This is a genomic window from Mucilaginibacter ginsenosidivorax (genome assembly GCF_007971525.1).
GTDB classification, from domain to species: domain Bacteria; phylum Bacteroidota; class Bacteroidia; order Sphingobacteriales; family Sphingobacteriaceae; genus Mucilaginibacter; species Mucilaginibacter ginsenosidivorax.
In genome coordinates, this window is the sequence record NZ_CP042437.1 from 6712822 (window position 1) to 6725906 (window position 13085).

Annotated in this window: 8 protein-coding genes; 3 read left to right on the forward strand and 5 right to left on the reverse strand. The window is 42.7% G+C overall.

The annotated features are described in order from the left end of the window. The first annotated feature begins 54 nt into the window (after window positions 1–54). On the forward strand, window positions 55–1836 hold the full coding sequence (locus tag FSB76_RS27780; RefSeq protein ID WP_147059287.1) for a hypothetical protein: 1782 nt from the start codon (window positions 55–57) through the stop codon (window positions 1834–1836). A gap of 499 nt (window positions 1837–2335) precedes the next feature. On the opposite strand, the gene FSB76_RS27785 is transcribed toward FSB76_RS27780, so the two are convergent. The 3 genes from FSB76_RS27785 to FSB76_RS27795 are packed head-to-tail and all read right to left on the reverse strand — an operon-like array spanning window position 2336 to window position 4520. Further along, window positions 2336–3190: an adenine nucleotide alpha hydrolase family protein gene (locus FSB76_RS27785; protein ID WP_147059289.1), complete on the reverse strand. Its 855-nt coding sequence runs from the start codon at window positions 3188–3190 to the stop codon at window positions 2336–2338. 5 nt (window positions 3191–3195) lie between these two features. Then, window positions 3196–3633 (reverse strand): hypothetical protein, encoded by a 438-nt coding sequence (locus FSB76_RS27790; RefSeq protein WP_147059292.1) that lies wholly within the window; start codon window positions 3631–3633, stop codon window positions 3196–3198. A 26-nt stretch (window positions 3634–3659) separates the two neighbouring features. After that, on the reverse strand, window positions 3660–4520 hold the full coding sequence (locus tag FSB76_RS27795; protein ID WP_147059294.1) for a universal stress protein: 861 nt from the start codon (window positions 4518–4520) through the stop codon (window positions 3660–3662). A gap of 245 nt (window positions 4521–4765) precedes the next feature. On the opposite strand from FSB76_RS27795, the gene FSB76_RS27800 reads away from it, so the two are divergent. Continuing rightward, entirely contained in the window at window positions 4766–5647 is an 882-nt protein-coding gene (locus tag FSB76_RS27800) for a universal stress protein (RefSeq protein WP_147059296.1), read from the forward strand. A gap of 333 nt (window positions 5648–5980) precedes the next feature. Further along, complete coding sequence (locus FSB76_RS27805; protein WP_147059298.1) at window positions 5981–9244, forward strand: glycosyl hydrolase; 3264 nt, start codon at window positions 5981–5983, stop codon at window positions 9242–9244. Between the two features lie 194 nt (window positions 9245–9438). On the opposite strand, the gene FSB76_RS27810 is transcribed toward FSB76_RS27805, so the two are convergent. Beyond that, window positions 9439–10134 carry a response regulator gene (locus tag FSB76_RS27810; protein WP_147059300.1) on the reverse strand — a complete coding sequence of 232 codons (696 nt, stop codon included), beginning with the start codon at window positions 10132–10134 and terminating at the stop codon, window positions 9439–9441. Further along, window positions 10135–12987 carry a sensor histidine kinase gene (locus FSB76_RS27815; protein ID WP_147059302.1) on the reverse strand — a complete coding sequence of 951 codons (2853 nt, stop codon included), beginning with the start codon at window positions 12985–12987 and terminating at the stop codon, window positions 10135–10137. Window positions 12988–13085: the final 98 nt, after the last annotated feature.

Below are 13085 nucleotides of genomic sequence, written 5' to 3' on the forward strand. Positions count from 1 at the left end.
AGCTGTTGTTGGCCGATGTTAAATTAAGTTCCGTTTTTTAAATATAAAAAAATAATGATTCACACATTTCATATCCCGGTTTTGGGTCTTGGGTACTCCATTGATACCCCGTTAAAGGTTGCACGTTATGGCATATCGTCTGTTATTTCTATCGTAGACGATGAATTAATTGAAAGAATGCGGGCTTACCACTGTCATCTAAATGATGAACCTTACATAGCTATAACCAAAAAAGAACCCGATTACCGGGCAAAACGCATTACCGCCTACCTTGACCTGGTGAACTTGCTTGTTACCCGCCAGTTTGATCATTTGCGCAATATGGATTTTGATAAAGGAAATGACCTGCGCAGGTATTTTGAACTGCTGCCCGAGCAATCGAGGCTGCGGCAGGGTTACGATCTGATGCTTGATTATCCGGAAGGAGCACAAAAAAAGGTATTTCAGCGAAGGTTGGTTAAAGAGATGAAACCGGGAAGCATTGATGTAAACATCATGTCGAAATTAGATAAAATGAACTATACGGCCAATGGCGATTATACCGGCGATACGTTTACCGATGCCTTGGCGGCGCTGCGCGGTTTTGCCGAAAGTAAGCTCCAATCGTCAATTATTTTATCAGCAGGCATGAACCCTCGCCTGTACAGTTACCTGGAAGCTTTTCCTGGGTTTTTCCCCGGCGATGAGGGGCAACTTTTAAAAAAGGTTGTTTTAAAGGTAAGCGACTTCAGGTCGGCATTTATCCAGGCTAAGTTTTTGGTAAAAAAAGGACTATGGGTATCCGAGTTCAGGATAGAATCGGGCCTTAACTGTGGTGGGCACGCGTTTGCTACCGAAGGCTTTTTACTTGGCCCTATTTTAGAAGAGTTTAAACAAAAAAGGCAGGAAATGCTTGACGAGTTGTTTAGCACTTACCAGGCCGTATTATTACAAAAAGGAATAGTTATAGCGCATGCACCAAAGCAAAAGCTTACGGTACAGGGCGGCATTGGCACTGCAGATGAAAACCGGTTTCTGTTAGACCACTATGATATGGACGGAACAGGGTGGGGCAGCCCATTTTTATTGGTACCGGAAGTAACCAACGTTGATGACGATACACTTGCACAACTGGAAACCGCTACGGAAGAAGATTTTTATTTAAGCGGATCGTCGCCCCTGGGTATACAGTTTAACAATTTTAAAAAGAGCACTTCTGAAGAATTGCGGTTGAGCAGACTTGAAAGAGGGCGCCCTGGAAGCCCCTGTACTAAAAAGTACCTGGTAAGTAATACAGAGTTTACCGAAACACCTATTTGTACCGCATCAAGGGAATATCAGCACTTGAAAATAGAACAATTGCAAACCCTTGGGCTTGCGGCAGATGAATATGAACAGCAATACAAGGCGGTAACCGAAAAAATATGCCTTTGCGAGGGCCTGTGCGCATCTGCCTATATCAAATATGATTTATTAAAGCCAAGGGAAAATAAAGCGGTTGCCATATGCCCCGGGCCTAACCTGGCATATTTTTCAAGAACCTATTCGTTAGACGAAATGGTGCACCATATTTATGGCGCTACAGATTTGCTTGAAAAAATAAAAAGGCCGCATATGTTTATAAAGGAATTGAACCTTTATATTGATTATCTTCAAAACGATTTACAATCGCAGCTGAAAGATATTACCGAAAAAAAGAAGAAACAATTAAACAAATTTAAGTTGCAGCTGCAGGATGGTATTGCTTACTATAAAGAGCTGTTTTCCAGTTCGGCAAATCAAACATCTGGTTTAATACAGGATTGGATAAACGATTTGAGTACATCAGAAGAGCAGTTAAGCAATATAGCGATATAGGTATTGCTTAAAGGAATTTAGCGGTGGCCCGGTTAATTCGGGCTGCTTTTTTGCCTGTAAAAATCTGTTTAAGCCGAGAACCATGCTGTTGAGACCGCAAATGTTTGCTTTTTGGGGTGCGCAGGCCTGGCGAAGGGGCTTTGCCCATTATGCTTCGAAAGGTTACCCTATGAGAGATGTTTGGTTTTACACAAACATTCGCTTAAACGCTGGCCACGACTCACCCCGGCTACGCTGCGCTGGCCGACCCTCTCTCCGGCTGCGCCGCAGAGAGGGTTGTGGAAAGAAAAATTATTTTTTCGCCCCTCTATGCGCGAAGCGGAGAGAGGGGCAGACGGGCGTAGCCTCGTCGGGGTGAGTCGACTCGCCGCGTTGCTATAAACGTTATTCTTCCTTCAATGTTTCGCGAAATTTTACTACGCAGATTGATTTTAAAAGTATTGTTTTATAAAAAAGTAAAGCCCCGGCTTATGCAGGGGCTTTACTTATGATGTAATTATCAGGGCCTTTTAGGCAATACCATAACCGGGATGGTTATATGGTGAGTTATGTGGCTGCCTTGCCCACGTTTAAAAAATGATGTCATTTGTTCTTTCGGGCGTTTAGCCACGGCCAGTAAGTCCGTCCGTTTATTGGCTTTTAGCCACTCCCAATCTTTTTGACTTTTAATATCGGGCACGCTGCGAAAGTATACGCCGCCGCAATTCAGGTCGGTATAAAGTTTACGGTTAAGCTCCTTTTCGGCGGCTTTTATGTTATCATTTGCCGGGTTAATATCCAGGTGTGCAACCATTAATTCGGCATGGAAACCGTCCATTAAGTTGCCAAGTTCAGCTATTGATAATATATCGCCGGCATCCAATGTAGTGGCAAACGCCATTTTTTCAATATAGCGTATGGGAGCGTGTTCGGGTACTACCAAAACCGGAACTGTTGTCCAGTCTATTATCCTGCTGCATGCATCGCTGGTCATAAAAGACGCTAAATCATCGCTTTCAAGTGGCGCAGTAACAATCATAGCTGTTTCTGAATTGTTGATAATCTCGGTCATCACATCTACCATATCGGCACTGCCGGCATAAAATGATATCCGGGGCATAAAAGATCCCGGAAACACCCGTTTTATTAAATCGGACGCCAACGCTTCTGAAAATTCTGTGAGCCTGGTATCAATTACCGGTTCTTCGGGATAGCCCTGTCCGCTTAACACCGGCTGGGCATATAATGCTGATGGTGTTAGCTGCAAATGGTAAAGCCTTACGTTGACCTTCATTTTTTTTGCAATATGCAATGCATATTTAGCCGCATGGCCAGATTTTTCTGAAAAGTCGGTCAGTACTGCGATAGATTTCATGTAGGTCAATTTTTTAATTCAGGTATGGTTTTGCCGGTTGCTATAATTCTTTCAGCGTAAGCAAACAACTTATTTTTTGTCGCCTTTAACGCCGTCATAGAGTCGGATAGGGCTCCTGCCAGGGTACTGTATTTCTCAATAAATTGAAGCCCCATCGCTTCTTTGTCATTACCTACAAACGGTTTAAGAAATACGAGGAACACCGGTATGCCGGATTTAAGATCATCGATGTTTTTTGCCTGTTTAATTAATTCCTGTTCAAATTCGTCCTTTTTTGCCACCATATCAGCCGTAAGGTTTGCGGTGTTATATTTATCAAGAATGTTGTTAAAAAAACGGAGTTCATCTTCCATAAAACAAATGTCTTTCATCCAGTGGCTGGCTAAAATATATAACTCCTGTATTTCGTCTTCTAATCCGGTATCGGGTGTTAACTTATTCATGGTGGTAATTTTTATTGAAGCAGGTGTTATGATTTTGCAGGTATTACTAATAAAGGCAATGCAATGTGCCCTGCCATTTTTTTAGTATGGCTGCCGGTAAACAGCGAGGCAACTAAACCGCGATGGTGGTGCACCATAGCCAGCATGTCAACATTTCCATAGTTGCATAGCCAGTTAAGCCCGGTTTCGGTTGGTGCCTGTTTAATAATCAACGAGGTTGTTTTAGCATATCCTGCAATTTGTTTAACCTCCTGCTCTATCTCGGCCAGGTATATTTCTGCTTCATCGGTATTTTCGCCTTCATGGCAAACGTGCACCAACTGCATGGTGGCATCCAATAAAGTTGCCAGCGGCTGTATAGCGGTAATGGTTGCAAAATCATCACCCTTATGTTTCATATCAAGTGCCACAGCAATGGTTTTAACCGGGCTAAACTTAAAGCCCGACGGGATAAGTAGCAGTGGGGTTGGCGTTGCATCAATCATGTTACGCGCATGGTTGCCCAGCATTAGGCCGCTTAAGCCTCCGGCGTCATGGGTTCCGGCAACTATTAGTTCAACATGATCCTTGGCCGCCAATGCTTTTATTACATCTGTGGCTGTACCTGGTTCGGCTTTAAAGGTAATGTTGGGTTTAAAATCGCCGGCTGCGTGCTGGGCTTCAAGCACTTTTTTTAACTGCTTTAGTTCGTTTAGTGCGCCTTCTTCAATCACGTGATATTCTTCCATAGGCCATACAATTACGCCGGCCTGGGGTATTTCGGCAGGTATTGTCATCGCCGTACATATCTCAATATCACTTTTTGTTTGCACGGCCAACTTATAACCAAAAATGGCAGCGTTTTTGGCGTTCTCTGAAAAATCGGTAGCAATCAATACTTTTTTCATGGCTTTAATTGTTTAATTATTTTGAGTAAAATTCAGGAAATGAGGTTGTTTAAAAAGTGATGCCCGTCACTTATTATTATGATATAGTATCGCGCGGGCCAATAATTTGGAAGCATCAAAATGCTACGGATTAGCCCAATTTTGTAACCTGGGTGATCGTTATCATCTGTCTTTATGCCCGTTATCATTTATTGTAAGGCTTAGCCAACAGATATTTGTTATTAATAATAGTTAGTTCCTTGGTTATGAATAAAATATTGGTCCCTACAGATTTTTCTCCCTGCGCGGTAAATGCAAGCCATTATGCATTGCAGTTGGCAACGCGGTTAAGGGTTGGCGTACATATTTGTCACGCTATATTAATACCCGTTCAAACGTTGGCAGTTAATCCGGATGCATGGGCAACATCTGATTATTCGCACCTGGAAACTGCCACCATGGATGCGTTAAGCGTAACCGCCGGCGAAATGGAAAAGGAGATGGCGCATGAACTTGCAGCTAACGCAGGCAATTTTACGCCTCATGTTGACTATTCATGCCACATGGGTTTGGTAGCTGATGTAGTGGAAAGAGTTGTTGATGAAAAGCGTTTATCGCTGGTTGTAATGGGAATGTCGGGCGCTGGCGAATTAAGCAGGCTGTTTATGGGCAGTAGCACCCGGTCGGTAATTGATCATGCTAAATTTCCGGTGCTGTTGGTGCCGCGAAAGGTTAAATTTAAACCCCTTAAAAAAATAGCTTTCACTACCGATATGTTGGCCGGAGATATTGATGTGTTAAATTCGGTGGCCGAAATAGCCAGGTATTTTAACGCCGAAATTCTAATTGCCCACATTACCAGCCCGGATGAGGACGCCCGGATGGATGATAAACAGATAACCCAATTTTTAAGTGAGGTAACCGATAAAATCAATTATCCTAAAATATATTACAGAAATGTAAAAAGCGCCGACGTAGACGAGGGGCTTGACTGGTTATGTAAACACGGGCAAATTGATATGATAGCTACCGTGCACCGGCATCAAAATTTTTTAGAAAGGATTTTTTCAGGTAGTTACACGCAGCGGCTGGCTAAACATGTTGAAATACCGTTACTGGTTTACCCCGCAATTGCTGCCGGAAAATAATATATTTTATCTGTCATTAAACCAATTACCATACAAGTGAAACAGGCGGATCCCTGGTGCAAGCAGCATCGGGGATTCGGTTGTTTAAACATAGCTTGTTTTAGGCGCCAGCCGGTAATTCGTGCGGATTTGTTTGGCAGAACTCAAAAATATATCAGCCGACAGAATAGATAAGCGAAGCAGACAGTGGAGGTTGCCGGTTTTATTTTATTGATTTAAAATAGCTGAATATAAACCGAAGATATTTTAACCTGAAACATAACACCGTTGAACAGTGCATTTGCCAGGATTCAAATATTCTTATTTAGCTCATAAATCACTTATCCGCATTACATGCAGTATATTTATAAAAACGTTTTTAGGTTATTGTTAACCCTCGCTGTTTTGTTTGTTACCAATTTGCCCGGTATTGCCCAGGTAAAACAGCAACAAAAAAAATATTCGCAAAAACTACTATCCGGGTTTAAAATGCCCCCCGATTCTATCCAAACCAGTATATACTGGTATTGGATGTCGGATAATATCTCGAAACAAGGGGTTATCAAAGATCTGGAATCAATGAAGCGGGTAGGCATCAACCGGGCCTTCATTGGCAATATTGGTATCCCCGAAACTCCATATGGCAAGGTGAAATTATTCTCGGCCGAGTGGTGGGATATTTTGCATACCGCGTTAAAAACTGCCACAAAACTTGGTATAGATATCGGGATTTTTAATGGTCCGGGATGGAGCCAGTCTGGCGGCCCTTGGGTTAAGCCGGAGCAGGCCATGCGCTATCTCACATCATCGGTGAAACAGGTAAAAGGCCCCATCGTTTTTAACGGGAAATTGAGCAAGCCTGCCGATCAGTTCCAGGATGTTAAGCTGCTGGCCTATCCTGCACCCCAGGATAATGATTTAACAATTGGTGATTTAAAACCGGTAATCAGCACGCAGCCTTCAGTGGGTAATATCACCAACATCATGGATGGTAATGAGAATACCGTTTTAGAACTGCCCGACAATAAAACATTTACCATTGAAATAAAAGCCGGCTCTTCATTTACCGCGCGTGGCCTAACTATTTACCCCGCCAAAACCGCCATGCGTTTTGAAGGCGACATTCAGGCCGATATCAATGGCACCTACCAAACCATTAAACATTTTGTGGTTGACAGAAGCAATAGCGAACTTAACGTGGGTTTCAGCCCCTATGGCGCAGCAGGTGTATCAATACCAGCCACTACGGCCAAAAACTTCAGAATTGTTTTCAATAACGAAAGCCAGCATAGCGCAATTGCCGAACTGAAGTTATCCGCATCGCCGGTTGTTGAAAATTATATCGAGAAAACGCTGGCTAAAATGTTCCAGACACCCTTCCCTTATTGGAAAGAGTATCAATGGCCGGTGCAGCCTGTTGTTGACGATGCACGTTACGTAATAGACCCGCAAAAAGTAATTGATATTTCAAAATACCTTGCCGCCGATGGTACCTTAAAATGGAACGTTCCGGCCGGTAACTGGATAATTATGCGCAGTGGGATGACACCTACCCAGGTAACAAACGGTCCCGCATCGCCTGAAGGGCGGGGTTTTGAAACCGACAAAATGAGCAAAAAACACATTGCCGAACATTTTAATGCCTTTTTGGGCGAGATATTGCGCCGCATACCGGCAGCCGATCGTAAGAGTTTTAAGGTAACCGTTGAAGATAGCTATGAAACCGGCGGCCAAAACTGGACAGATGGCTTAACAGATAAATTTAAAGCATCGTTTGGCTACGATCCAACTCCCTACATCCCGGTGATGAGCGGTAACGTTGTGGGCAGCCAGGATATGTCTGACAGGTTTTTATGGGATATGCGGAGGTTTATTGCCGACGAGGTTGCCTATCAATATGTTGCAGGTTTAAGGGATATCAGCCATAAAAACGGCCTTACTACCTGGCTGGAAAATTATGGTCACTGGGGATTCCCCGGCGAGTTTTTGCAGTATGGCGGCCAGTCGGACGAGGTAGGTGGCGAGTTTTGGAGCGAAGGCGACCTGGGTAATATCGAAAACAGGGCGGCATCGTCATGCGCGCATATTTATGGCAAAAACAAAGTATCGGCCGAGTCATTTACCTGCGGCGGCGGCGCATATTCGCGCTACCCGGCTGTAATGAAACAGCGTGGCGACCGCTTTTTTACAGAAGGTATTAACAATACCTTACTCCATGTTTATATTGAACAGCCTTACGAAGATAAAGTGCCGGGCGTAAACGCAGGTTTTTCAAACGAGTTTAACCGGTTAAATACCTGGTTTTACGATATGGATATGTTTACCCAATACCTTAAACGTTGCGGATATATGTTACGCCAGGGTAAATACGTAGCAGACGTTGCTTATTTTATTGGCGAAGATGCACCTAAAATGACGGGCATCCGCGATCCTGAACTGCCGAAGGGCTATTCGTTTGACTACATTAATGCCGAGATATTAAATGAACGTGCAACTGTGGCAAATGGTAAACTGGTATTGCCAGGAGGTATGGCCTACAAAATACTGGTGCTGCCTAAACTGGAAACCATGCGGCCGCAATTGCTCAAAAAAATAAAGGAACTGGTAGGGCAGGGGCTAACTATTTTAGGGCCTGCGCCAAAACGGTCGCCCGGTTTGCAAAATTATGGCCCCGCAGATGTTGAGGTTAAAAAAATAGCCGCCGAACTTTGGGGAGATATTGACGGGGAAAAAATAACAAAACATAGCTATGGCAAAGGCTTGGTAATTACCGGTTTGGATATGCAACAGGCGCTTGACCTGGTAAATGTTATACCCGATTGTAAATTTAACAAAACGGATGAAGCCTTGTTCATCCACCGCAAACTGGATAATGGCGATGTATACTTTGTATCAAACCAAACCAATAAAGAAGTTGAATTAAATGCAACCTTCAGGGTTTATGGAAAGCAACCCGAGCTATGGGATGCAGTAACCGGAGCGGCCCGCGATTTGCCTTCATTTAAGCAAAAAGGTGGCGTTACAGAGGTGCCACTTAGGCTATCGGCCAATCAAAGTGCCTTTATTGTTTTTCGTAAAAACAGCAAAGCGGGCAATAAACCTAATGTTGATGTTAACTTTCCCGAAGGAAAAAATGTGGTTAAATTAAATACGCCATGGACAGTGAAATTTGACAGCAAACGATGGGGACCCGCTAAGCCGGTAGTTTTTGATAAACTTACCGACTGGACTGAAAGGGCAGAAGACAGCATCAAATACTTTTCGGGGCATGCCGTATATCATAACACCTTTAAAGCAATTAAAGCCTTAAATGGTGAGCATTTAATACTTAACCTCGGCGCTGTTACAGCAATGGCTAAGGTGAAGATAAATGGGATAGATGTAGGTGGCGTTTGGACAGCGCCCTATCAGCTGGATGTTACCAAAGCCGTTAAACCGGGTTTAAACACCATTGATATTACAGTAGTAAATACCTGGGTTAACCGCCTGATTGGCGATAGCAAGCTGCAGGCCGATCAAAGAAAAACATGGACTGTGGTAAACCCGTATAACGAAAATAGCAGGTTGCAACCATCAGGGCTTACAGGGCCTGTAACTATAAATACTGTAGTTTATTAATAAGAAATTATTGCGGGATTGTTGAAGGTTTGATATTTAAAATCAAACCTTTAATAAACGTTAAGTTTATTAAAGTGATAAGGTTTAGGTTTATAAATGGCTGTTGGGTTAGTTAATAACGTATTCCAATAGTTTCTTTATGACGCTAAATTAGCGCTAAACGCCAAGCCCTGCAATACTGAAAAAGGGGTATATTATATCGCGCGAAATTTGTTTATGGCCTCCACTTTGTTTTGTACCTGTAGCTTGGTGTAGGTGTTACGTATATGCTTTTTTACGGTTCCCGTGCTGATATCAAGCCTGTCGGCTATTTCTTTGTACTGGAGGCCCCGCGCCAGGTGGTTAAGTACTTCTACCTCCCGTTCCGTCAGGTTTTCTGTAGTGGCGGCCGGTTTTGGAGGGGCATCATTAAATGACGCAATCACCTTGCGCGATATATAAGCACTCATCGGCGATCCACCCGCCGCTATTTCGGTTATTGCGTTCCTGATTTCGGTGGCCGATGATTCTTTAAGTATATAGCCGGTGGCGCCGCTTTTAAGCGATTCAAAAATGTGGGTATTGTCATCATTTATCGTACACATCAAAAATTCTGCCTGGGGCATCACTGGTTTTGCCCGCTTTATGAATTCAATACCCGACATGCCTTCCAGGTTTATGTCAACAATAAAAATATCGGGCTTTAGCTCGTTTATTTTTTTTAGTACAATTTCGGCATTGGTGTATGATCCCATAAGGTTTACACCGCTCATATCATGAATAATTTGTTCCAGGCCACGCCGGTAATGTAAATTATCCTCTAATAAAATTATCTGGAGCATGCTTGCGATAAATGTAGATGCTAATATCCTAAAAATATCCTTGTTTAAAATACCTATTATGGCCACCATTTAAAGGTTCAGCTTAAAGCTGATGGAGGTACCTTTGCCAGGAGCGGTGTCAATTTTTAAATCGGCATTCAACCTTTTTGCACGCGCATAAATGTTGCGGATGCCCATGGTTTCGTGTTTACGCACATCGGGCACAAAGCCCCGGCCATCATCCCTGATACTAATATGCAACCGGTTTTTGTAGAGGCTGATTGCCAGGAACGCGTTTTGGGCATTGGAGTGCTTAATAATATTGTTTAAAGCTTCTTTCACCAACAGGTACACCTGCCGTCTTTTTTCGCCGCTAATTGCTATGCTGGTTTCCCCAACCGAGATACTTTCATGGAGGCGAATGTCGCAGCAATCAAATATTTTAATGGTTTGTTTCTGGATGAAATTTACCAGGCTGCTCACTTCATCGTTTTCAACGTCAAGGCTCCAGATAATTAACCTTACCTGGGTAGATATATCGGTAATAGCATCATGAATGGCGTCTATTTCCTTAAAAGCCGGCTGGTTGGCAACTTTCCGGCTTAGTAATTCGGTTTGCAGTTTAATGCCCGATATACTTGCACCCAAATCATCATGCACTTCGCTGCTAATGCGCTGGCGTTCACGTTGCAGGGCAAGGGCGTTTTCATAATCCTTTTTCTGTAAACCAATGATAGACAGGTAATATTTCCGTATCAACAAAAAAGCCAAAACTATAATGCCTATTACTGCTATAGCTTGCAGCCAAAGCTGCTGGTACCATAGTGGCATAACGGTAAATTGAAATAAAAGCGGTTGGCTTAGCTGGTTAAACCTATCGGCAGCTACTGCTTCTAACTCGTAGTTGCCGGGCGGCAGCAGGTCAAACCTTTTTTCGCCGGTTGGCGCGGCTGTCCAGTTTTTATCAACATCTTTAAGCCTAAACCTATATTGTATTTTGCCCATACTCTTGTATGATAGGGCTACGCAATTAAATACAACAGGCTGGCCATAAGTAAAGCTGTTTTGTTTAAGGGGTGTGCCATCATCAAGCAGTATTGGCCTGGGCAGGTTGGTATTCCACAAATTTTGGGTAATAGCAATTCCCTGGTCGGTAGCTATATAATAATCGCTCCGGTTGCGCACAACATCGGCAACATTATCTGACGGAAGCCCGTTACTGGTATTTAACCGGCTTACCCGGTAAGTTTGGTAATTATTGCTAAAGTTAATGATGCTTACACCATTGGCTGTGCATGCCCAAAGTGTATTGGCATCCGTCCACACAAGTTTGCGGATGTTGCCCGATGAAATAACAGGCGTGGTAAATTGGCTAACTGCTTTACCTGCTAACAGGAACAATCCTTTATCTTCGGTGCCAATAGCCAATACTTGTTCATTTGACGCCAGGCACTTTACAGCATTTATTCCTTTATCAGCAAATATCCGCACATATTTAAAGTGGTTAATGTTAATTGGGGTGGCAATTTTATATAATCCATATAGTGAACCTACAAGCAGCTGATTTTTTTGCCAGGCTAATGATGTTACCCGGATTGGAGAAAATTCGCAGCCGGCTCCGTCTGGTAACGTCACAATTCCCTGCGAGGTAAGGAAATAAATTGTATCACGATGTTGAACAATGCCCTTTACCGGGCCTCCTTGATACAGTATTGGCTGCCAGGATAACGGATTGTTATTTGATAGGTTTAACCCAAAGATACCATTATCGGTACCAATCATTAGTTTATTGCCTGTAATTGGCAATAAACTGGTTACCCGGTTAAAATCCGACCGGTTTTGTTTCAAATATAGCGTGCCAATAGGTGAATTTTGATCAGCACCAAGTTTCATATAACTCAGTCCTGTTAAAATGTGTCCCGTAAAAAGATAGCCGCCGGCTATGTTTAGCTTTAAAACGTTTTCATTAACCAGGCCGCTTTCTTTATTGATAACTTTTACTTCGGGATTGGTGCTTAAAAAAATACCGCTTTCATAAGTACCAAACCATAAATTGTTTTCGCGGTCAATAAGCGTAGAGGTAGTAATTTGGTTGTTAAGATAATTTTTCCGCTGGCCTGTAATATAGTTAATAATGTATGTGCCTTGTTTTACGGTTGTAACTGCAAAAGTATTTTTGCCAGTGAGGTAAACCGAAGTTACATTACCGGTAAAACTAATTTTAGTAAGTGGGATGAGTGTGCCTTTTTGATATTGATAGACGTGTACCCAATCTTTAGTTATCAACAATAAATGATTTTGTTGTATGGCCAATCTATAAGGTTTGGTGTTGATTTTGGCTGTTGAATCGTTGAAATGAGCAGTGCCAAGCTCATTTCTGAGTAGCGTAAGGTCGTTTTCAGAAAGGGGAATCTCTTCTTCGCCTGCACCGTAAATACTGATGAGTGGTTGTTGGCCCGGATGGTTTCGGCATTTCAGTTCCGCAAAACTATAAACTTTGGTTTTTAGCCCATAATTTACGCAAAGTTCATTGTAACGGTTAAAAAACATGTTGGCAAAAGGCTGCACCAAAACCCGCTGAGTTGACGTAAGTTTGTGTATAAGCCCGTTTTCGTAGTAACAAACCCGGTAGTTATTGCAATAAAAAAAAATCCGGTGATAATTGTCTTCGGCTATGCGGAATGCTTCATTGCTTTCGAGCCCATCGGTTGTTGTGAAATTTTTAAAGTGCTGACCGTCAAAACGGCTTACGCCTTTATCCGTGGCTATCCAGATAAAGCCTTTACTATCCTGCATTAAATAATTGACCTGCGAACCCGGAAGGCCATCGTTTGCGCTATAATTTTTCAGATAAACAACCTGGTATGGGGTACCGGCGTATGCGCCCAAAGCTAAAAATTGAATTAATAGTAAAAGTTTAACAATGGGGCTTTTTAGAAACATTTTATTATTTGTATCAACTTAACATTGCAGCTTATTTTTAATAATCATACAATTATTTAAGCAGCACGTTTTTTTATAGTTGTATCAATTGATAAATA